The sequence below is a fragment of the Pseudomonas putida genome, assembly GCF_003228315.1.
Classification (GTDB): Bacteria; Pseudomonadota; Gammaproteobacteria; order Pseudomonadales; family Pseudomonadaceae; genus Aquipseudomonas; species Aquipseudomonas putida_S.
On the sequence record NZ_CP029693.1, the window covers coordinates 5,703,421 to 5,723,905 of the forward strand.

At 57.7% G+C, this 20,485-nt stretch carries 20 protein-coding genes; 15 read left to right on the forward strand and 5 right to left on the reverse strand.

Annotated elements, in window-relative coordinates:
* Positions 1-48 precede the first annotated feature (48 nt).
* Positions 49-2,103, reverse strand: a complete 2,055-nt coding sequence (locus DKY63_RS26765) for a S9 family peptidase (RefSeq protein WP_110966873.1) — start codon at positions 2,101-2,103, stop codon at positions 49-51.
* A 214-nt stretch (positions 2,104-2,317) separates the two neighbouring features.
* Here DKY63_RS26765 and DKY63_RS26770 point away from each other — a divergent pair, with 214 nt between their 5' ends.
* From DKY63_RS26770 to DKY63_RS26780, 3 genes are read left to right on the forward strand one after another with little or no spacing between them, the layout of a single operon-like run.
* A complete protein-coding gene (locus DKY63_RS26770; protein ID WP_110966874.1) occupies positions 2,318-2,815 on the forward strand; it encodes an MFS transporter in 498 nt (165 codons plus the stop codon).
* Positions 2,816-2,847: 32 nt separating this feature from the next.
* Positions 2,848-3,624 carry a class II glutamine amidotransferase gene (locus tag DKY63_RS26775; protein ID WP_034150022.1) on the forward strand — a complete coding sequence of 259 codons (777 nt, stop codon included), beginning with the start codon at positions 2,848-2,850 and terminating at the stop codon, positions 3,622-3,624.
* A gap of 11 nt (positions 3,625-3,635) precedes the next feature.
* On the forward strand, positions 3,636-4,178 hold the full coding sequence (locus tag DKY63_RS26780) for a DUF2937 family protein (RefSeq protein WP_110966875.1): 543 nt from the start codon (positions 3,636-3,638) through the stop codon (positions 4,176-4,178).
* A 93-nt stretch (positions 4,179-4,271) separates the two neighbouring features.
* Here DKY63_RS26780 and DKY63_RS26785 read toward each other — a convergent pair whose 3' ends face one another.
* The gene (locus DKY63_RS26785; protein ID WP_110966876.1) at positions 4,272-5,186 is read right to left on the reverse strand and encodes a LysR family transcriptional regulator; all 915 of its coding nucleotides are present in this window, start codon (positions 5,184-5,186) and stop codon (positions 4,272-4,274) included.
* Between the two features lie 146 nt (positions 5,187-5,332).
* On the opposite strand from DKY63_RS26785, the gene DKY63_RS26790 reads away from it, so the two are divergent.
* The 4 genes from DKY63_RS26790 to DKY63_RS26805 all read left to right on the forward strand — a co-directional run bounded on the left by DKY63_RS26790 (position 5,333) and on the right by DKY63_RS26805 (position 9,069).
* Positions 5,333-6,619 (forward strand): MFS transporter, encoded by a 1,287-nt coding sequence (locus tag DKY63_RS26790; protein ID WP_110966877.1) that lies wholly within the window; start codon positions 5,333-5,335, stop codon positions 6,617-6,619.
* 73 nt (positions 6,620-6,692) lie between these two features.
* Positions 6,693-7,445 (forward strand): 5-oxoprolinase subunit PxpA, encoded by a 753-nt coding sequence (locus DKY63_RS26795; RefSeq protein WP_110966878.1) that lies wholly within the window; start codon positions 6,693-6,695, stop codon positions 7,443-7,445.
* Positions 7,442-8,146: a 5-oxoprolinase subunit B family protein gene (locus DKY63_RS26800; protein WP_110966879.1), complete on the forward strand. Its 705-nt coding sequence runs from the start codon at positions 7,442-7,444 to the stop codon at positions 8,144-8,146. The genes DKY63_RS26795 and DKY63_RS26800 overlap by 4 nt, the downstream gene beginning before the upstream one ends.
* Positions 8,143-9,069, forward strand: coding sequence for a biotin-dependent carboxyltransferase family protein (locus tag DKY63_RS26805; protein ID WP_110966880.1), 927 nt, complete (start codon positions 8,143-8,145; stop codon positions 9,067-9,069). Before DKY63_RS26800 ends, DKY63_RS26805 begins: the two co-directional genes overlap by 4 nt.
* Positions 9,070-9,187: 118 nt before the next feature.
* Here the strand turns inward: DKY63_RS26805 and DKY63_RS26810 are convergent, their stop codons facing one another.
* The 3 genes from DKY63_RS26810 to DKY63_RS26820 all read right to left on the reverse strand — a co-directional run bounded on the left by DKY63_RS26810 (position 9,188) and on the right by DKY63_RS26820 (position 12,471).
* Positions 9,188-10,366, reverse strand: a complete 1,179-nt coding sequence (locus DKY63_RS26810) for a vWA domain-containing protein (protein WP_110966881.1) — start codon at positions 10,364-10,366, stop codon at positions 9,188-9,190.
* A 25-nt stretch (positions 10,367-10,391) separates the two neighbouring features.
* Positions 10,392-11,237 carry an AAA family ATPase gene (locus DKY63_RS26815; RefSeq protein ID WP_110966882.1) on the reverse strand — a complete coding sequence of 282 codons (846 nt, stop codon included), beginning with the start codon at positions 11,235-11,237 and terminating at the stop codon, positions 10,392-10,394.
* Positions 11,238-11,394: 157 nt separating this feature from the next.
* Positions 11,395-12,471, reverse strand: a complete 1,077-nt coding sequence (locus DKY63_RS26820) for a DUF748 domain-containing protein (protein WP_110966883.1) — start codon at positions 12,469-12,471, stop codon at positions 11,395-11,397.
* A 127-nt stretch (positions 12,472-12,598) separates the two neighbouring features.
* Between DKY63_RS26820 and cysK the strand changes: the two genes are divergently transcribed.
* The 8 genes from cysK (at position 12,599) to DKY63_RS26860 (ending at position 20,468) form a co-directional block, all read left to right on the forward strand.
* A complete protein-coding gene (gene cysK, locus DKY63_RS26825; RefSeq protein ID WP_110966884.1) occupies positions 12,599-13,573 on the forward strand; it encodes a cysteine synthase A in 975 nt (324 codons plus the stop codon).
* A 233-nt stretch (positions 13,574-13,806) separates the two neighbouring features.
* Complete coding sequence (locus DKY63_RS26830; protein WP_110966885.1) at positions 13,807-14,745, forward strand: aspartyl/asparaginyl beta-hydroxylase domain-containing protein; 939 nt, start codon at positions 13,807-13,809, stop codon at positions 14,743-14,745.
* Between the two features lie 516 nt (positions 14,746-15,261).
* A complete protein-coding gene (locus DKY63_RS26835; protein ID WP_239499330.1) occupies positions 15,262-16,248 on the forward strand; it encodes a glycosyltransferase family 2 protein in 987 nt (328 codons plus the stop codon).
* Between the two features lie 3 nt (positions 16,249-16,251).
* On the forward strand, positions 16,252-17,322 hold the full coding sequence (rfbB, locus tag DKY63_RS26840; RefSeq protein WP_110966886.1) for a dTDP-glucose 4,6-dehydratase: 1,071 nt from the start codon (positions 16,252-16,254) through the stop codon (positions 17,320-17,322).
* On the forward strand, positions 17,319-18,215 hold the full coding sequence (gene rfbD, locus DKY63_RS26845) for a dTDP-4-dehydrorhamnose reductase (protein WP_110966887.1): 897 nt from the start codon (positions 17,319-17,321) through the stop codon (positions 18,213-18,215). Before rfbB ends, rfbD begins: the two co-directional genes overlap by 4 nt.
* A gap of 2 nt (positions 18,216-18,217) precedes the next feature.
* Positions 18,218-19,102 carry a glucose-1-phosphate thymidylyltransferase RfbA gene (gene rfbA, locus DKY63_RS26850; protein ID WP_110966888.1) on the forward strand — a complete coding sequence of 295 codons (885 nt, stop codon included), beginning with the start codon at positions 18,218-18,220 and terminating at the stop codon, positions 19,100-19,102.
* Positions 19,102-19,647: a dTDP-4-dehydrorhamnose 3,5-epimerase gene (rfbC, locus tag DKY63_RS26855; RefSeq protein WP_110966889.1), complete on the forward strand. Its 546-nt coding sequence runs from the start codon at positions 19,102-19,104 to the stop codon at positions 19,645-19,647. Before rfbA ends, rfbC begins: the two co-directional genes overlap by 1 nt.
* Positions 19,647-20,468: an ABC transporter permease gene (locus DKY63_RS26860; protein ID WP_110966890.1), complete on the forward strand. Its 822-nt coding sequence runs from the start codon at positions 19,647-19,649 to the stop codon at positions 20,466-20,468. The genes rfbC and DKY63_RS26860 overlap by 1 nt, the downstream gene beginning before the upstream one ends.
* Positions 20,469-20,485: the final 17 nt, after the last annotated feature.

A 20,485-nucleotide genomic window follows, 5' to 3' on the forward strand; every position in this document is an offset into this window, starting at 1 on the left:
AGCGGTTTTGGCGTACGAAACTAAGACCTGTGCGCCAGGCCAAGTTCCTCACGCAATACCCAAAACCTTGAACAAAAATGCGTATTCGAGCGCTACGTCACGCAATCCCTGGTATCGACCACTCATGCCGCCATGCCCCGCGCCCAGTTCGGTCTTGAGCAGCAGGAGATTGTTGTCGGATTTGGTCGCGCGCAACTTGGCCACCCACTTGGCCGCTTCCCAGTACTGAACGCGGCTGTCGTTGTAGCCGGCGATGACCAGGGTCGCCGGATACGCCTGCGCGGTGACGTTTTCGTACGGTGCATAGGCCTTGATCCGATCGTAGACGTCCGGCTCCTGCGGATTCCCCCACTCGTCGTATTCGGTGACGGTCAGTGGCAGGTCCGGATCGAGCATGGTGTTGAGCGCATCGACGAACGGCACTTCGGCAATCGCGGCGCCAAACAGCTCCGGCCGTTGATTTAGCACGGCCCCGATCAACAGGCCACCTGCACTGCCACCGCTGATAGCCAGTTGTGGCGCGGTGGTCAGTCCGGCGGCGATCAGGTGCTCGGCACAGGCGATGAAGTCGCTGAAGGTGTTGTGCTTGTGTTCCTGCTTGCCGGCGCGATACCAGGCTTCACCCAGCTCGCCGCCGCCACGCACGTGGGCGATCGCGAACGCCACACCGCGATCGAGCAGGCTGAGGCGGGCATGGGAGAACCACGGGTCGAGGCTTTGCCCGTAGGCACCGTAGCCGTACAGATAAAGCGGCGTGGGCTTGCCGAGCGCTTCGCGCTTGACCACCAGACTGATCGGCACTTGCGTGCCATCGGGCGCCGTGGCCCAGAGGCGCTGGCTGACATAGGCATCGGCGTCGAACGGGCCGAGCACCGGCGTTTCCTTGAGCACCTTCTGCTCGCCGTTGACCAGTTCGAGCTGGCGGATCTGGGCCGGACGGTTCAACGCTTCATAGCGCAGGCGAATCCGTTCGCTGACGAATTCCAGGCTGTTCTGCACATGCAGGCTGTAGGCGGCGTCCGGCAGTTGGACCCGGTAGCTCGGCAAGTCCTGCGGGTGAACTTCGATGATCGGTAAGCCGCCTTCGCGCAGGCTCAAGGTCATGGCACCGGCGTTCAGGGTCATGCCGTCGATCATCACCGTATCGCTATGGGCAATCAGGTTTTGCCAAGTGGATTCGATGGGGGCGGCGCCGGTATCGACCGAGGTGTACAGGGCGAAATTGATACCGTCGCGGTTGGTGCGGATGAACCAGGTCCATTGGCCGTCGAGGGCGCCGTGGTCGACGTCGTATTCGTGGTCCTCGACCCGTGGCGCGATGCAGGTAAAGGCCTGCTGCGGGTGGTTGGCGTCCAGCACCCAGACTTCGCTGGTGGTCTTGCTGCCCACGGACAACAGCAATTGCTGCTCCGAGCTTGAACGGTAGCAATGCATGAAGAAGCGCCCGTCCGGCTCGTGGAACACTTCTTCGGCCGCCGTGCCGTCCAGGCGGTATCGGTACAGTTTGTGCGGGCGGTGCGTGTCGTCCAGCTCGCCGAAAAACAGGGTCAGGCTGTCATTGGCCCAGGTCATGCTGCCGTCGCAATCCTGGAATTCCAGTTCACTGACACGACCGTCGGACAATTCCTTCACGAACAGGGTGTAGATCTCATCGCCCGTGGAGTCGATGCTGTAGGCCAGTCGCTGGTGGTCCGGGCTGACGCTGAATGCGCCCAGAGAAAAGAAGCCGCCATTGGCCAGCACATTCGGGTCCAGTAGCAGCTGCTCCTGGCTTTCATCGAGGGTCAGGCTGTCATCGTCCGGGCGCGGGCAGCGATAGTGCCGGGCATATTCATCGCCCGCGGTGGTACGGGTGTAATACAGGTATGGCCCCCATGGCGAGGGCAGGGACAGGTCGGTTTCGAGAATCCGGCCCTTGATCTCCTCGAACAGGGTTTCGCGCAGCCCGGCCTGATCGGCGGTTTGCGCTTCCTGGTAACTGTTTTCGGCCTTGAGATAGTCGAGAACTGCTGCGGTATCGCGTTCCTGCAGCCAGGCATAGGGGTCGGCGCCTTCAGCCTTGTGGGCGATCGGGGGGAGGGTGGCGTTCGCTGATAAGGACATGAATGGCTCTCGAACAATGTACGAAACGGGGTTGATAACCTGTAGGAGCGAGCCTGCTCGCGATGGCGGACTGATAGACAACATTGATGTTGAATGTACCGACCTCATCGCGAGCAAGCTCGCTCCCACAGGTGCTATGTCAGGCCCAACAGGCATTGGTGCAGCCTGACGTGCGAAAAGCCGTTATCATAAGCGCCTCTTTGCCTGCCTTGCCATGGACACCATGACCGAGAACGACTATCTGATCGCTTGGGGCCTCTACGCCTTTGCCGCCTTGGGCTGCCTGTTGGTGTGGATGCGACTGACCCGCTGGATGTGGCGCTGGTTGCGCGAGCCGCTGCGGGTGCTGATGGCGGTGCTGCTGTTCAGCCCGACCATCATCGACCCGGTCAAGGAAAAGGTGGCCCCGGCCATCGCCATTACCGCCCTGGACCTGCTGTTCAAGGTCGGCAATAACGCCTGGCGGGCGATTTCCGATCTGTTCATGTACGGCATGATCGCTTTTGCCATCTATCTGGTGTTCGTGGCTATCCGCTTCCCCATCGAGCGCGCTTCCAGGGCTCGCAAGGAACAGGCTGCCGCCGCCAAGGCCGCTGCCCAGGCCGATGACCCGGAAGAAGAGCATCCCTTTGGTGGTGCCGGCAATGATCGCTACGGTCGACCGCCGGTGCCGAGCAATCCCCAGCGTATGCGGGTCGAACCCCGCCTGTAACCTTGCCCCTGGCTTTAAGCGAGAGTCCAAGCATGTGTGAGTTATTGGGCATGAGCGCCAATGTCCCGACCGATATTGTGTTCAGTTTTACCGGGCTGATGCAGCGCGGCGGGCGCACCGGTCCGCACCGGGACGGTTGGGGCATCGCGTTCTACGAAGGCCGGGGCTTGCGTCTGTTCCAGGACCCGGCGGCGAGTTGCGAGTCGGAAGTGGCGAATCTGGTGCAACGCTATCCCATCAAGAGCGAAGTGGTGATCGGCCACATCCGCCAGGCCAACGTCGGCAAAGTCTGTTTATCCAACACCCATCCGTTCGTCCGTGAGCTGTGGGGTCGCAACTGGTGTTTCGCCCACAACGGCCAGTTGGCGGATTTCCAGCCAACCGCCAGTTTCTACCGTCCCGTCGGCGATACCGACAGCGAAGCGGCGTTCTGCGATTTGCTCAACCGAGTACGTGCCGCGTTCCCTGAACCGGTGGAAGTCGAAGAGCTGCTGCCGGACCTGGTTGCCGCCTGCGCCGAATACCGCAGCAAAGGCGTGTTCAACTGCCTGCTCAGCGATGGCGACTGGCTGTTCTGCTATTGCTCGACCAAGCTGGCGCAGATCACCCGTCGTGCTCCGTTCGGCCCGGCGCGCCTGAAGGATGTCGATGTGATCGTCGATTTCCAGGCTGAAACCACGCCGAACGACGTCGTCACGGTGATTGCCACCGAACCTCTGACCGAAAACGAAACCTGGACCCGCTATGAGCCGGGCCAATGGAGCCTGTGGCGACGTGGTGAATGCGTCAGCCAGGGCAAGACCGAATAAGGACCTGTTCCATGTTGCTCAGTTATCTACGGCTGGTGTTGTTCGCGGCGGGCCTGTTGATCGGTGTCCAGGTGCCGGGTTTTCTCAGCGACTACACCAAGCGGGTCGAAGCGCACCTGATTGAAGCCCAGGCCGGCTTGAGCGGATTCCAGAACACCGCCAACCAGTTCTTCAAGGGCGATATGCAGGCACTGGTGGCCCATTATCGTGCCAGTGAAGACCCGATCTTTCGCAGCGATGCCGAGAGCCTGAACAACCTGCTGACCCGTCAGTTGGCGCTGGACAAGCAATTCCAGGCGATGCAGGGCCCGTGGTACATCCGCTTGCTGCAAGTGGTGCTGGCCGCCGATCCGGACATTCGCAAGGAAACCTGGAACGGCTACAGCTACCAGATCCTGCTGACGCCTGAAGCGATGATCTGGGGCATGAGCGGTGCGTTGTTGCTGTCGTTCGGTCTGGAATGCCTATACCGTTTGATCGACTGGGTGGTGCTGGGCGGCAAGCGCATGCGCCAGAGCCGGCCGATCGAAGAGCGGGATTTGCGGGGGCTCTGACTGTGGGAGCAAGGCTTGCCCGCGATGGCGATCTCAAGAATGTCATCGCGGGCAAACCTTGCTCCCACGGATTGGATTTGTCTCCAGCCACTGTCAATTGGCTAAAACGATGTAACGCTCACCCACCCTGCGCGCATACTCCTCCAACACCTGCCGGCACAACGCCACAATCTCCTCGACCCATTCCGCGCCCACCCGCCACGACACCACCACCTGCAGATCCGGCGGACGCTGGTCGATGTCCAGCAAGGTCAATTCCCCTCGCGCCAGTTCCTCGGCCACCAACACCGGCGGCAAGGCACCGATGCCGAAACCGTCGCGCAACAACCGGGTAATCGCCGACACCGAGTTCACGCAGTTCAGCCTCGGCGCCATGACCCCATTGGCCTGCATCAAGGCGAGCACTTCCTGATGGGGATGGGAGTTTTTCGAATAGGTGATGATTCGTTCATTGCCCAGGTCGGCGACGCCTGAGTACTCGCGGTTGTATAGGGAGTTGCTGGCGGCGATCCAGCCTATCGGGTGGCTGGCCAGCTCCAGGCTGCGCACGCTTTCCTGACGCAACAAATCGGTTTGCAGGGCCACATCGAGAAAGCCTTTTTGCAGCTGATCGCAGAGGTTGAGCGAGGTATCGGCGACCAGTTCGATTTCCACCAGCGGATAGAGATCGGTCATCTGCGCCACCAGCGGGCTGAGCCAGGTGTGGATCACGGTGTCCATCACTCCGATGCGCACACGCCCGGACTTGCTCGAGCGGGTTTCGATCGAGTGCTTGAGCGCCTGCATGGTGTCCATCATCTGCTCAGCGTAATCGAGCACTTTCAGTCCTTCGGGGGTCAGGCTCACGCCCCGGGAATCGCGCACGAACAGCTTCACCCCCAGTTCACTTTCGAGCACGGCAATGCGGCTGGAAATCGACGCCTGGGTGGTGAAGAGCTTGTCGGCGGTCAGGCGAAAACTCTTGAGGCGGGCGACCCAGACGAAGGTCTCGAGAAACTTCAGGTTCATGGGATAAAAATTTCTTATGTCTAAGGCGGGTTTTTATTAGTTGGACGAGGTGGGGGCACGCGCCCAAAAATCTGGCCATCCGGTTCCCACGATAGGCGTCGTCGGGGCTCAGAACAATACCAATAAAATCAGCGCGGAGATTTGCCATGAGTGCGCCCGACACCACCGCCATTCCAAAGGCCACGGCTCGTCCCGGACCTTTCGACTGGTATCGCAACATCAATCAGCAGGAACGTCGCACCTTCTGGAGCTGCAAGATCGGCTATGGCCTGGACGGCATGGACACCCAGATGCTCAGCTTCGTGGTGCCGACCCTGATTGCCATGTGGGGTATCACCACCGGCCAGGCCGGGCTGATTCACACCAGTACCCTGATCGCCTCCGCCATCGGCGGCTGGGTGGCGGGGATTCTCTCCGACCGCATCGGCCGCGTGCGCACGCTGCAATTGACGGTGCTGTGGTTTGCCTTTTTCACCTTCCTCTGCGGCTTCGCCCAGAGCTACGAGCAACTGCTGATCGCCCGGACTCTGATGGGCTTCGGTTTTGGCGGTGAGTGGACGGCCGGTGCGGTACTGATCGGTGAAGTCATCCGCGCCAAGGACCGTGGCAAAGCCGTGGGCATGGTGCAGTCCGGCTGGGCACTGGGTTGGGGCCTGACTGCGATTCTCTACGCGCTGCTGTTCTCGGTGTTGCCACCGGAAGACGCCTGGCGCGCGCTGTTCATCCTCGGCATCGTCCCGGCGATTTTCGTGATCTTTGTTCGCCGCCTGGTCAAGGATCCGGAAATCTATCGTGAAGCCAAGGCCAAGGAAGCCCCGGCGAACCCTTCGAAGTTCTACGAGATCTTCGCGCCCGGCATGCTCTTCACCACCGTACGCGCTTCGCTGCTGACCACCGGTGCGTTGGGCGGCTACTACGCGATCACCTCCTGGCTGCCGACTTTTCTGAAGAATGAGCGGGGTTTGAGCGTACTCAACACGAGCGGTTATCTGGCGATGGTGATCGTCGGTTCCTACGTCGGCTACGTCATCAGCGCCTACCTGACCGACATCCTCGGCCGGAAAAAGAACTTCATCCTGTTCGCCGTTGGTTCGTTCACCATCGTCCTGCTGTATACGCAAATGCCGGTCAGCAATGGCGTGATGCTGTGGCTGGGCTTCCCGCTGGGTTTCTTTGCCTCGGGGATTTTCAGCGGCATGGGCGCGTTCCTCACCGAATTGTTCCCGACACGCATTCGCGGCTCGGGCCAGGGCTTCTGCTACAACATCGGCCGCGCGCTGGCGGCGTTGTTCCCGCTGCTGATCGGCCTGCTCAGCCAGAAAGTGCCGCTGAGTGTGGGGATTGGCGCCTTTGCGGCGGTGTCCTACGGCGTGGTGATCCTTGCGGCTCTGAGTCTGCCGGAAACCCGTGGCAAGCAACTCGATGCCCAGTAACTGATAACCTGCGGGCAAGTCCTACGGACATGTCCCGCAGCTGAAAAGAATAAAACCTACAGGAGTGTTCATCGTGAGCCGCCTGCTATTGAACTGCGACATTGGCGAGAGCTTCGGCAACTGGACCATGGGTCTGGACGCGGAAGTCATGCCCTTCATCGATTGCGCCAACATTGCCTGCGGTTTCCATGCCGGCGACCCGAGCATCATGCGCAAGACCGTCAGCCTGGCCCTCAGTCACGGCGTGCAGATCGGCGCGCATCCGGCCTATCAGGACCTGGTGGGGTTCGGCCGTCGCTCCATGGCTTATGCCGCCCAGGAACTCCAGGACATCCTGCATTACCAGATCGGTGCCCTCGATGGCATCTGTCGTGCCCAGGGTGGGCGGGTCAGTTACGTCAAGCCACACGGCGCCATGTACAACGACATGATGGCCAACCCGGCCCAATTGCGTGCGGTGCTGCAAGCGGTGGCCGCTTATGACCGCAGTCTGCCGTTGATGTTGATGGCCACTAAAGACAACAGCGCCGCGCAGCGATTGGGCGACGAGTACGGCGTGACCCTCTGGTTCGAAGCCTTTGCCGACCGCGCCTACGACAGCGCCGGCATGCTGGTCTCGCGAAGCCTGCCAGGAGCGGTGCATCACGATTCGGAGACCATCATCGGCCAGGCGCTGACCATCGCCCGTGGCGAACACCTCACCGCCAGCGACGGCAGTGCCTTGCACTTGCAGGCCAACACCCTCTGCGTGCACGGCGACAACGCCAGTTCGGTCGCCGCGGTACGGCGCATTCGTGAAGCCTTGAATCAGCAGAGTGCATCATGAAATTGCGCGTGGAAGTGGTCTCGCTCGATTGCCTGATGGTGCGTCTGTTCGATGAAATCGCCGAAGCGAACATGCCGTGGATGCTGGCCGCCAGCGAAAGCCTGCGAGCCGCGTTCGGCGCGCAGTTGATCGATCTGGTGCCGTCCTATACGACCTTGATGGTGCATTACGACCTCACCGCGTTGAGCCCGGCTCAGGCCCGGGAATTGATCGCCACGGCCCTGATTGATCTGTCGCCCAACGCTCGAAGCCGCGGCAACTGCCATGTGTTGCCGGTGTGGTACGACTTGAGCGTTGGCCCGGAACTGACGCTGTTGTCCCGGCGCAGCGGGTTGGCGGTGGAGGAGGTGATCCGCCGTCACAGTGAGCGTGAATACCAGGTGTTTGCCCTGGGATTTGCACCGGGGTTTGCGTTCATGGGATTGGTAGAAGAAGTGCTCGCCGCACCACGGCTGAACACACCCCGCAAGAAAGTCGCCGCCGGTAGCGTCGGCATCGCCGAACGGCAGACGGCGGCGTATCCGGTGGTGTCGCCGGGGGGCTGGAACCTGATCGGCCGCACACCGGCCAAACTGTTCGACCGCAACCGTGACGGCTACAGCCTGATGCAACCGGGTGACACCGTGCGCTTCGAAGCGGTCGGGCACGCTGAATTCATCAATCTGGGCGGTGACGATACGCCACTGGAGGGCCAGGCATGAGCCGTCTGATGATTGAGGCGAGTACGCCGCTGTGTTTGTTGCAGGATGCCGGTCGATTCGGCGTGCGCCATCTGGGCGTGACCCAGGGCGGCGGGCTGGATTGGCGCTCGATGTCCTGGGCCAACTGGTTGCTGGGTAACGGGCTGGATGCTCCGGTGATCGAAATCACCTTGGGCGGCTTTACCGTGATTGCGGAGGATGATTGCGTACTGGCCTTGGCAGGTGCTGATCTAGGGGCGCTGCTGGACGGCGAACCACTGGCACCGTGGCGCAGCTTCAGGCTGGGCAAAGGGCAGCGTCTGCAATTTACCCAGCCCTTGCTTGGCGCGCGTGCCTACCTGGCAGCGCCGGGTGGCTTCGAGGCACCGAAGGTGCTGGGCAGCAGCGCCACGGTGGTTCGCGAAGAGTTGGGTGGCCTGGATGGCATGGGGCGGGCGCTGAGCAAGGGCGCACGGCTGAGCTATTCAGGCAACCCGGTGATGTTGCTGCGGGCGTTAACCCCGGAACAACAGCCGGACCTGACCTTGGATGCGCCTCTGGATTTGATACTCGGTGCACAAATCGGCGAATTCAGCGGCCAAAGCCTGTTCGATGCGTTCAACAGCGCGTGGAGCCTCGACAGCCGGGGCGACCGGATGGGAATTCGCCTGTTGGGCACGGCGTTGCAGTATCAGGGCAAGCCGATGATTTCCGAAGGTATTCCACTGGGGGCGGTGCAGGTGCCACCGGACGGGCAACCGATCGTGTTGCTCAATGATCGGCAGACCATTGGCGGGTATCCACGGCTGGGGGCGTTGACGCCATTGGCGTTGGCCCGGTTGGCGCAATGCCTGCCGGGGGCGCAGGTGCGGTTGCGGCCGGTGGTGCAGGAGGTTGCCCATCGGGAGCAGGTCGATTATTTGCAGCGTTTTTCAAACCGCTAGAAGCATCGCGGGCAAGCCTTGCTCCTACAGGATTTGAGCCGTGCCCAATAATTCCGGCACATTCAAATCCTGTAGGAGCAAGGCTTGCCCGCGATGGCGTCAGTCCCGACAACCGAGATTATTTGGAAAGAAACCGCATCCCTTCCTCCAACCCCCGCAACGTCAGCGGATACATCTGGTCCTCGATCAAATCCCGAACAATGTTGGTCGACGAGGTATAGCCCCAAGTGTCTTTCGGGTACGGATTGATCCAGATGAGTTTCTTGTACTTCTCCTTGAAACGCTGCATCCACACATACCCGGCTTCTTCGTTCCAGTGCTCGACGCTGCCGCCGGGCTGGGTGATTTCGTAGGGCGCCATGGCGGCGTCGCCGATGAAGATCACTTTGTAGTCGGCGCCGTACTTGTGCAGCAGGTCCATGGTCGAAGTGCGCTCGGACGTGCGGCGCATGTTGTTCTTCCACACCGACTCATAAATGAAGTTGTGGAAGTAGAAGTACTCCAGGTGCTTGAACTCGGTCTTGCAGGCCGAGAACAGCTCCTCGCAGATCTTCACATGGGCGTCCATCGAGCCACCGATGTCGAACAGCAACAGCAGCTTGACGGTATTGCGCCGTTCCGGACGCATCTGGATGTTGAGCAATCCGGCGTCCTTGGCGGTGTGGTCGATGGTGCCGTCGATGTCCAGCTCTTCCGCCGCACCCTGGCGGGCAAACTTGCGCAGACGGCGCAGGGCGACCTTGATGTTGCGCGTGCCCAGTTCCACCGAGTCATCGAGGTTCTTGTATTCGCGCTGGTCCCAGACCTTGACCGCCTTGCCCTGGCGCTTGCCGGCGTCGCCGACCCGAATGCCTTCCGGGTTGAAACCGCCGGAGCCGAACGGGCTGGTGCCACCGGTGCCGATCCACTTGTTGCCGCCGGCATGGCGTTCCTTCTGTTCTTCCAGGCGTTTCTTGAACTCTTCGATCAGCTTGTCCAGGCCGCCAAGGGACTGGATCGCCGCCCGCTCTTCGTCGGTCAGGGATCGCTCGAATTCCTTGCGCAGCCAGTCTTCGGGAATCAGCGCCTGCAGGTGATCGTCGAGTTTATCCAGGCCGTTGAAGTAGGCACCGAAAGCCCGGTCGAACTTGTCGAAATGGCGTTCGTCCTTGACCAGGATCGCCCGGGACAAGTAGTAAAACTCGTCCATGTCGGCGAAGGTCACGCGCTGCTTGAGCGCGTTGATCAGGTCCAGCAACTCGCGCACCGACACCGGCACCTTGGCTGCACGCATTTCATTGAACAGATTGAGCAACATGGCGTTGACCCTTGGTTAGCGGTACTTAGCGAGAGCCGCGACGGCTCATGAACGCCAGGCGCTCAAGCAATTGCACGTCCTGTTCGTTTTTCACCAGGGCACCGGCCAGGGGCGGGATAGCCTTGGTCGGATCGCGTTCGCGCAGTACCGCTTCGCCAATGTTGTCGGCCATCAGCAGCTTCAGCCAATCCACCAGTTCGGAGGTCGAAGGCTTCTTCTTCAGGCCCGGCACCTTGCGTACGTCGAAGAACACGTCCAGTGCTTCGCTGACCAGGTCTTTCTTGATGTCCGGGTAGTGAACATCAACGATTTTCTGCAGGGTGGTGCGGTCGGGGAAGGCGATGTAGTGGAAGAAGCAGCGGCGCAGGAAAGCGTCCGGCAGCTCTTTCTCGTTGTTGGAGGTAATGATGATGATCGGACGCTTCTTGGCCTTGATGGTCTCGTCGATCTCGTAGACGTAGAACTCCATCTTGTCGAGTTCTTGCAGCAAGTCGTTGGGAAACTCGATGTCGGCCTTGTCGATCTCGTCGATCAGCAGGATCACCCGCTCCTCGGACTCGAAGGCTTCCCAGAGCTTGCCCTTTTTCAGGTAGTTGCGAACGTCGTGAACCTTGTCCACGCCCAGTTGCGAATCGCGCAGGCGGCTGACCGCGTCGTACTCGTACAGGCCCTGATGGGCCTTGGTGGTGGATTTGATGTGCCAGGTAATCAGCTTGGCGCCAAAGGATTCGGCCAGTTGCTCGGCGAGCATGGTTTTGCCGGTGCCGGGTTCGCCCTTGACCAGCAGTGGCCGCTCCAGGGTGATGGCGGCGTTGACCGCCAGCTTCAGGTCATCGGTGGCGACGTAGGCCTGGGTGCCTTCGAACTTCATCTGCTAAATCCTCGAACGGTAAATGCCGGCCTGAGCGAGGCAGGGCGGGGCGCAATAAGGCGCAACAAAATGGTCAGCCCCGACTATAACGCGGCGCCCGGTCGACTGTGAACGCAGACGGCTTATTCAGTCTCTGAATGGAGCGTCACATCTTGACTCAGCCCGCATCCGGCTTCGGTCGTTCATAGCGGGCATTGAACGCCTGGATGAAGCCATTGCGTAAAATCTGCAAAAACGCTTCGAACGCGCTGATATCTCGCTGGTGGACGCTGCCACTGAGCTCGACGCGCGTGGCGAACTGGTTTTTACCCTGGTTCTTCAGGACGGTTTCAGTCCCTCCCACCAGGGCTTCCCACACCGAACGGAACAGACTCTTTTTCTCGTTTTCCACGTCCTGCTGCCAATTGAATACATCGACGTCGCGCAGCAGCGGTTTGATATAGCCGGTCAGGCGGCCTTTTTTGGAGTCGGCTTCGATGACTACATCACCGTGGCCTGCATTGAAATCGAACTTGCCGTAGGCCGAGGCAAAGTCATTCAGGCGCTTGAGTTCGATGTTCATGGCGCGCAAGCGAAATTCAAAGTCTTCGAAGTTGCTCAGCGGGTCGAATGTGGCGCTGGTTTCCAGCGGCGCATGGCCCAGCAACAGGGCCTTGCCTTCAAAACGGGCGTCGCGCTTGCCTTGGGTGTCGACCACGTTGGTCAGGTTGTAGATGTGGGCGTTGACCTTCGTGGCGTTCATGTTCACGGGTGGTTTGGAGTTGAAGTTGCGAAAGCTGATTTTGCCGTCGTCGATCCGAACATCGTCCAGTGTGATGGGCAGCAGTTTTCCCAGTTGGGCGCGCCAGTCGGTGCCTTGACCGGTTTGCGAGTTTTGCTTGTTGGCGCCACCGTCGACGAAGTTCACTTCGGGTTTGACGAATTTCACCCTGGCCACCACGGCATGGTCATGCCAGAGCGAATGCCAGCTGACCGAAAGATCGATCAATGGTGCATCGACGAAAGGGACCGGTACTTTCCCTTCGACCTTGACGATTTTCAGGCCATTGATTTTGTAGGCCCCGCGCCACAAGGCCAGGTCCACGTCGGCGATCTGGCCGCGGTAGTCGCCCATGTTCGCCAGCCGGTCATTTAGGTAGTCGCGCACCAGAAAGGGCAGGGCGAAGTGCAGGGCAATCAGCAGCGCAACGAAGCCGACGAGGGTCCACAGAGGCCAGCTGTATCGACGTTTCATGCTCGCAATTCTCTGGCAATCTAAAGCCATTGACTGCGCTGATAACCGGACGTTCGACCGACTGGACGACCACGGGCAACAGGCTTACCTTTGTGCGCTTATCAAATGCTGTATCAAGGACCCCGTCATGAGCCGTATTTTCGCTGACAACGCCCACTCCATCGGCAATACGCCGCTGGTGCAGATCAACCGCATCGCACCGCGCGGTGTGACCATCCTGGCCAAGATCGAAGGGCGTAACCCGGGGTATTCGGTCAAGTGCCGGATTGGCGCGAACATGATCTGGGACGCCGAAAGCACCGGCAAGCTCAAGCCTGGCATGACCATTGTCGAACCGACTTCCGGTAATACCGGTATTGGCCTGGCCTTCGTCGCGGCGGCTCGGGGCTACAAATTGATGTTGACCATGCCTTCGTCCATGAGCATCGAGCGACGCAAGGTGCTCAAGGCGCTGGGAGCGGAACTGGTGCTGACCGAGCCGGCCAAGGGCATGAAAGGCGCGATCGAGAAGGCCGGTGAAATCGTTGCCAGCGATCCTTCCAAATACTTCATGCCGGCACAGTTCGATAACCCTGCCAACCCGGCCATCCATGAAAAAACCACCGGTCCCGAGATCTGGAACGACACCGACGGCGCGGTTGACGTGCTGGTGGCAGGTGTCGGGACAGGCGGAACCATCACCGGTGTATCGCGGTATATCAAGAATACCCAGGGCAAACCGATTCTCTCGGTGGCGGTGGAGCCCATGGTTTCGCCAGTGATCACCCAGGCGTTGGCCGGTGAAGAGATCAAGCCAAGCCCGCACAAGATCCAGGGGATCGGTGCCGGTTTTGTGCCGAAGAATCTGGATCTGTCGATCGTCGATCGGGTGGAGCTGGTCAGTGACGAAGAGTCCAAGGCCATGGCCCTGCGCCTGATGCAGGAGGAAGGCATCCTGTGTGGCATCTCTTGCGGCGCGGCAATGGCGGTGGCGGTGCGCCTGGCCGAGACTCCGGAAATGCAGGGCAAGACCATCGTCGTGATCCTGCCGGACTCCGGGGAGCGTTACCTCTCGAGCATGCTATTCAGCGACTTGTTCACCGACCAGGAAAATCAGCAGTAAGATTTTGACGATAGGCCGCTGTGGTGCAGGATTCACCACAGCGTTGGGCTTTCGAAGGCGAATCAGAACAGCCAATGTTCAGCGGTCACGTGTTAAGAAAGGCTTTATTGCGCATTTAATGATACTGAATGTTGCAGAAGGCAGTTTTTCCCCGAAGTCGGTCGTGTTTATATGGCTGCTGCAATGCCGGGCGAATGGTGTTGTGCAAAGCGTTTATTACCAAGGAGTTGTAGATGACTGTATCCCTTGCCGCGAAGGCGTCGTTGTTGCTGCTGTTTATCGGCAGCACCCTCTATGTGCATTTGCGTGGCAAGGCGCGATTGCCGGTACTTCGTCAGTTCGTCAATCATTCGGCATTGTTCGCTCCCTATAACGCCTTGATGTACCTGTTCTCCGGCGTTCCTTCCAAACCTTATCTTGATCGCAGCAAGTTTCCTGAACTTGACGTGCTCAAGGACAATTGGGAGGTCATTCGCGACGAAGCGATGCATCTGTTCGACGAGGGTTATATCCGCGCTGCGGAGAAGAATAATGACGCCGGTTTTGGTTCGTTCTTCAAGAAAGGCTGGAAGCGTTTCTACCTCAAGTGGTACGACAAACCCCTGCCTTCGGCCGAGCTGCTGTGCCCGAAAACCGTGGAGCTTGTTAGCGCTATTCCGAACGTCAAGGGCGCCATGTTTGCGCTGTTGCCGGGCGGGAGTCACCTCAATCCCCACCGCGATCCGTTTGCCGGGTCGCTGCGTTATCACCTGGGTCTCTCGACACCCAACTCCGATGACTGTCGAATCTTTGTCGACGGCCAGGTTTACGCCTGGCGCGACGGTGAGGATGTAATGTTCGATGAGACTTACGTGCACTGGGTCAAGAACGAAACCGACAAGACCCGGGTCATCCTGTTTTGCGACATTGAGCGGCCGCTGAGCAATCGCCTGATGACCCGCATCAATCGCTCGATCAGCGCTTTTCTGGGGCGCGCCACCGCACCGCAGAACCTGGACGATGAGCGAGTGGGCGGGATCAACAGGGCCTATGCCTGGAGCAAGAACTCCAGCGACAAGGTCAGTGGCGTGGTCAAGCAGTGGAAGCGTCGTAATCCCAAGGCTTACAGGGTTTTGCGACCAATACTGGCGGTGGTAGTGCTGGCTGGCCTGATCTATTGGCTGTTTGGCTGAGCGACAGCTACTTCACACGTAAAGAATAGGGATCGTCTTCAGGCGATCCCTATTTTGGAATTTGTGGGAACTTTCTTACAAATTTGTAGTATCATTCTCCCCCGCAAATGCCATCATGTTTCAAGGTGTTTGCTCAGAGCCCGCCGCAGAGCAGGCCTGCACCCCGGCACCCCTTGCCATTAAAACCTTCGAACACCTTGCTTGCCCGCCTTTGTCCCCGGAGCTGGTTCGTTATTACATGGAGTTTTTGTATGTCCACTGTTCAAAAAACTACCCAAGCCATTCCCGAAGTCAGTGAGCCTCGCTGGGTGTCATTGCGCTGAGTTGCCTTGCCGCAAGCGCAGTGCGATACGCGACCTTGCTCGTTGCATCGGTGCCTTATTAAACGCATCGATGTGTGAGATGAAGGTAATCATTGAGTAGTTGTTTTGACAGATCGACCTCGCATCACGTTGATTTCATCCCAAAAATGCTGATCAACATCGATAATTGTCGAACACAGGGAAGGAATTTTTTGTGGGTATTCAGGAATCCAGTGTTCTGCGGGCTTGCATCAGTTCAACGTTAAGCCAATACGAGACTACCGACGAAGTCGCGGTACTGATGTGTTCATACAATGGCGCATCATTTATTTCGGAACAGTTGGCGTCTATCCAACGGCAGACTCACCGTAACTGGAGTGTCTATGTTTCCGATGATGGCTCTCAAGACCAAACGCTGGCGATCCTGCAGGCAACAATCAAGCAGTGGAAACCCGGGCGCCTCCAGGTTTTTGAAGGACCTCGTCGAGGTTTTGTTGCCAACTTTCTTTCCCTGACCTGCCGCCCAGATATCAGAGCCAATTTTTATGCGTGGGCCGATCAGGACGATGTCTGGAAAGACGATAAGCTCGAAAAGGCGCTTGCCTGGCTAAAGACGATTCCCTCGCATATTCCAGCGCTTTACTGTGGCCGTACCGAGCTTATCTGTGAGTCCGGGACGCCGTTTGGCTATTCACCCCGGTTTGTACTTGCACCGCATTTCTCCAATGCACTGGTTCAAAACATTGGTGGTGGCAACACCATGGTGTTTAACCAGGCAGCGCGCGAACTACTCCAGGAAGCAGGCGACCAGATCGATGTCCCTTCTCATGACTGGTGGGCGTATCAACTGATTTCCGGTGTGGGCGGGGCTGTCCACTATGACCCGGTTCCCACTGTGCTATACCGTCAACATGATGAAAATGTGGTCGGAACGAATTCCGATTGGAAGGCGCGAATCAAGCGTTTGCGCATGGCCTTCCAGGGACACTTTCATCGGTGGAATACCCAAAATATCAATGCGCTGGAGTCCATGCACCATCGACTGAGTCAAGAGCATCGCAAGAAGCTCGACGAGTTCAAGGTGGCTCGAGCCCAATCACTTCCTTTAAGGATCCTGGGGTTCAAGCGTGCTGGTTTGTATCGACAAACCCTGCTTGGAAACCTGGGGTTGATCCTCGCAACTTTACTGAAAAAGATTTGAAAAATGACCATCTTGGTAACTGGCGGCGCAGGCTTCATTGGGGCCAACTTTGTACTGGATTGGCTGGCTCATCACGATGAAACCGTGATCAACCTGGACAAGCTGACCTACGCGGGCAACCTGGATAACCTGAGCAGCCTGGCAGGTAACGAGCGGCATGTTTTTGTGCGTGGCGATATTGGCGATAGCGCCTTGGTCGCTCGCTTGCTGCAAGAGCACCAGCCTCGCGCCGTCCTGAACTTTGCCGCCGAGTCCCATGTCGATCGCTCCATCCACGGTCCCGAAGACTTTATCGAGACCAACATCGTCGGCACTTTCCGAATGCTGGAAGCCGTGCGTGCCTACTGGAAGGGCCTGGCTTGCGATGCTCAACAAGCGTTTCGTTTTTTGCATGTGTCCACCGACGAAGTCTACGGTTCGCTGGCCAAGGACGAGGCCGCATTCAGTGAAAGCCACCAGTACGAACCCAACAGTCCCTACTCGGCCAGCAAGGCCGCCAGCGACCACTTGGTTCGTGCCTATCATCACACCTACGGCCTGCCGGTACTGACCACCAACTGCTCGAACAACTACGGGCCGTATCATTTCCCGGAAAAACTGATTCCGCTGATGATCGTCAATGCGCTGGCTGGCAAGGCCTTGCCGGTCTACGGCGACGGTCAGCAGATTCGTGACTGGCTGTATGTAAAAGACCATTGCAGTGCCATTCGTCGCGTACTGGAAGCCGGAAAAGTTGGTGAGGTCTACAACGTTGGTGGCTGGAATGAAAAGCCGAATATCGACATCGTGCACACCGTCTGCACCTTGCTGGATGAGATGCGTCCACGTATCGACGGCCAGCCTTACAGCGCTCAAATCACCTACGTAACAGATCGTCCCGGGCATGATCGCCGTTACGCCATCGACGCTCGCAAGCTTGAGCGTGAACTTGGCTGGAAGCCGGCGGAAACCTTCGAGACCGGCATTCGCAAGACTGTCCAGTGGTATCTGGATAACCAGGAATGGGTCAGCAATATCCAGTCCGGGGCCTATCTTCAATGGGTAGAGAAAAACTACGCCGGACGCACGGCATGAAAATCCTGTTGCTCGGTAAAAACGGCCAGGTAGGGTGGGAATTGCAGCGAAGCCTTGCCCCACTCGGCGAGCTGCTCACCCTGGACTCCCGAAGCCAGGACTACTGCGGTGACCTGAATGATCTGCCGGGGATTGCCGCCACCGTCAAGCGCTTTGCCCCTGACGTTATTGTTAACGCGGCGGCGTATACGGCTGTCGACAAGGCCGAAAGCGAATCCGGTCTGGCCCGTCGGATCAATGCCGAAGCACCTGCGGTTTTAGCCCGGGAGGCCCTGCGCCTGAATGCCTTGCTGGTGCATTACTCCACTGATTATGTATTTGCGGGCGATGGAAATACGCCGTGGCAGGAAAGCGATCCGGTAGCGCCGCTAAGTGTTTACGGTGCCAGCAAGCTGGCCGGTGAGCAGGCGATTCAGGCCAGCGGTTGTGCTCATCTGATCTTCCGCACCAGTTGGGTGTATGGCGCGCGCGGTAACAACTTCGCCAAGACCATGCTGCGCCTGGCCAGGGAGCGTGACAGTCTGAACGTGATCGACGATCAGTTCGGTGCGCCAACCGGGGCTGAGTTACTGGCCGATGTCACCGCGCATGCAATCCGTACCATGAACTCAAATCCCGAGTTGGGCGGGCTTTATCACCTTGCTGCCGCAGGCGAAACCACGTGGTGCCGTTACGCCCGATGGGTACTTGAGCAAGCTGAACTGGCAGGTATATCCCTAAAAGTATCGCCGCAAATGATCGGAGAGATTGGAACCAAGGACTATCCGACACCAGCGCAACGCCCGGGCAACTCCCGCTTGAATACTCAGAAACTGCAGAAGGCCTTTGCGCTGACATTGCCTGAATGGCAAGTCGGCGTGACACGGATGCTCACGGAAATACTAGAGAAGTAATCATGCTTAAACGTAAAGGGATCATCCTGGCCGGTGGTTCAGGCACTCGTCTGCACCCCGCAACATTAGCAATCTCCAAACAGTTGCTGCCGGTGTATGACAAGCCGATGATCTACTATCCGCTGAGCACACTGATGTTGGCAGGCATCCGCGATATTCTGATCATATCCACGCCGCAGGATACTCCACGGTTCGAGCAACTGTTAGGCAATGGCCACAGCTGGGGATTGAACATTTCCTATGCTGTACAAGCCTCTCCAGATGGACTGGCGCAGGCCTTCATTATTGGTGAAGAGTTCATCGGTAACGATCTGTGTGCGCTGGTACTCGGAGACAACATCTTTCACGGTCACCATTTTGACGAGTTACTGCAAAGCTCAATGGCGCGAAAGGATGGGGCTACTGTTTTTGCCTACCACGTCAATGACCCGGAACGTTATGGGGTCGTGGAGTTTGATGCTCTAGGCAAGGCTGTCAGTCTTCAAGAGAAACCACTCAAACCCAAGTCGAACTACGCAGTAACCGGTTTGTACTTCTATGACCAACATGTCGTAGACATTGCCAAGAGCATCAAACCGTCTCCGCGAGGCGAGCTGGAAATTACCGACGTCAACCAAATCTATCTGGAGCAGGGCAACTTGTCGGTAGAAATCATGGGGCGTGGTTACGCCTGGCTGGACACCGGCACACATGATTCCTTGCTGGAAGCCAGCCACTTCATTGCCACGCTTGAGCATCGTCAAGGCCTCAAGGTCGCTTGTCCGGAGGAGATTGCCTTCCGGCAGAAATGGATTGATGCCGAACAACTCGAAAAGCTCGCAGCTCCCTTGGCGAAAAATGGCTATGGCCAATATCTGCGCCGCATTCTTTGGGAAACCGTTTACTAATGAAAGCCATACCCATGAACATCCCGGATGTTGTGCTGTTTGAACCAACGACATTTGGTGATGAGCGCGGTTTTTTTTATGAAAGTTTCAATCAGCGCATTTTTGAAGAAGTGATAGGTCGTACTGTTCAGTTTGTGCAGGACAACCATTCCCGTTCCAGCAGAGGCGTATTGCGCGGCCTGCATTACCAAATACAGCAGGCTCAAGGAAAGCTCGTGCGTGTGGTTCAGGGGGAGGTGTTTGATGTCGCCGTTGATATTCGTCGCAGTTCCGCCACTTTCGGGAAGTGGGTTGGTGCTCACCTGTCTGCAGAGAACAAGCGGCAGCTATGGGTGCCGGAAGGTTTTGCCCACGGATTTGTAGTGCTCACGCAGACAGCGGAGTTTCTCTACAAAACGACGAATTACTATGCGCCAGCGCATGAGCGTTGCATACGTTGGAATGATCCGGAACTGGGGATCGACTGGCCTATCAGCGAGGCTCCGGCACTATCGCCAAAAGATCAGCAAGGTGCTCTCCTGGCGCAGGCAGAGGTGTTTGATTAATGCAGCACTTTTCAACCTCTCCATTAGAGATGGGGGCCAGTGTTTGGCGTAACAGAGCACTGATAGCTGCGCTGACCAAAAGAGAAATATTGGGGCGTTATCGTGGTTCAATTTTTGGATTGCTGTGGTCTTTTTTCAATCCAATTCTAATGCTTTCGGTCTACACGTTTGTATTTAGTTTTGTTTTTAAAGCTAGATGGGGTTTGAGTGAGAGCGGTTCGAAAACGGAATACGCACTTGTCTTATTTGCTGGGATGATCGTTTTTAATGTTTTTTCGGAATGCGTCGGACGTGCACCTGGCTTAATACTGTCGAATATTAATTATGTGAAAAAAGTGGTGTTCCCCTTGGAGATTTTACCTTGGGTTTCACTGATTGCATCCTTGTTCCACAGTTCGATTAGTATTGTTGTGTGGTTGGGTTTTTATGTGATTTTCTTTGGTCTACCTGGTTTTACTGCGTTGCTTCTGCCTCTTGTTGTATTACCGCTGATGGTGTTCTCAGTGGGGCTGTCCTGGGTGCTTGCATCTTTAGGTGTGTATCTGCGTGATATATCTCAAGTTATCGGTGTTGTAATAACCATGTTGATGTTTCTTTCCGGAATATTCTATTCGGTATCATCATTGCCTGTTGAATACCAGGAAATTATGCGGCTGAATCCTCTTGTTTCTATCATTGAGCAAGCAAGAGGGGTGTTGATTTGGGGGCAGAGCCCTGATTATTTATTTTTGCTCAATTATATGGTGCTGGCGCTAATTTTTTCTTGGCTTGGTTTCGCCTGGTTTCAGAAGACGCGAAAAGGATTTGGTGATGTCCTCTGAAGAAAAAAAGGCCGTTC

Coding starts and splice junctions, on each gene's coding strand:
- DKY63_RS26810 (WP_110966881.1), bottom strand. CDS start 10,366: ATGTTGCTCAATCTGTTCAATGAAATGCGTGCAGCCAAGGTGCCGGTG.
- cysK (WP_110966884.1), top strand. CDS start 12,599: ATGAGCCGTATTTTCGCTGACAACGCCCACTCCATCGGCAATACGCCG.
- DKY63_RS26790 (WP_110966877.1), top strand. CDS start 5,333: ATGAGTGCGCCCGACACCACCGCCATTCCAAAGGCCACGGCTCGTCCC.
- DKY63_RS26800 (WP_110966879.1), top strand. CDS start 7,442: ATGAAATTGCGCGTGGAAGTGGTCTCGCTCGATTGCCTGATGGTGCGT.
- DKY63_RS26785 (WP_110966876.1), bottom strand. CDS start 5,186: ATGAACCTGAAGTTTCTCGAGACCTTCGTCTGGGTCGCCCGCCTCAAG.
- rfbC (WP_110966889.1), top strand. CDS start 19,102: ATGAAAGCCATACCCATGAACATCCCGGATGTTGTGCTGTTTGAACCA.
- rfbD (WP_110966887.1), top strand. CDS start 17,319: ATGAAAATCCTGTTGCTCGGTAAAAACGGCCAGGTAGGGTGGGAATTG.
- DKY63_RS26780 (WP_110966875.1), top strand. CDS start 3,636: ATGTTGCTCAGTTATCTACGGCTGGTGTTGTTCGCGGCGGGCCTGTTG.
- DKY63_RS26805 (WP_110966880.1), top strand. CDS start 8,143: ATGAGCCGTCTGATGATTGAGGCGAGTACGCCGCTGTGTTTGTTGCAG.
- rfbA (WP_110966888.1), top strand. CDS start 18,218: ATGCTTAAACGTAAAGGGATCATCCTGGCCGGTGGTTCAGGCACTCGT.
- DKY63_RS26820 (WP_110966883.1), bottom strand. CDS start 12,471: ATGAAACGTCGATACAGCTGGCCTCTGTGGACCCTCGTCGGCTTCGTT.
- DKY63_RS26815 (WP_110966882.1), bottom strand. CDS start 11,237: ATGAAGTTCGAAGGCACCCAGGCCTACGTCGCCACCGATGACCTGAAG.
- DKY63_RS26860 (WP_110966890.1), top strand. CDS start 19,647: ATGCAGCACTTTTCAACCTCTCCATTAGAGATGGGGGCCAGTGTTTGG.
- DKY63_RS26830 (WP_110966885.1), top strand. CDS start 13,807: ATGACTGTATCCCTTGCCGCGAAGGCGTCGTTGTTGCTGCTGTTTATC.
- DKY63_RS26770 (WP_110966874.1), top strand. CDS start 2,318: ATGGACACCATGACCGAGAACGACTATCTGATCGCTTGGGGCCTCTAC.
- DKY63_RS26765 (WP_110966873.1), bottom strand. CDS start 2,103: ATGTCCTTATCAGCGAACGCCACCCTCCCCCCGATCGCCCACAAGGCT.
- DKY63_RS26775 (WP_034150022.1), top strand. CDS start 2,848: ATGTGTGAGTTATTGGGCATGAGCGCCAATGTCCCGACCGATATTGTG.
- rfbB (WP_110966886.1), top strand. CDS start 16,252: ATGACCATCTTGGTAACTGGCGGCGCAGGCTTCATTGGGGCCAACTTT.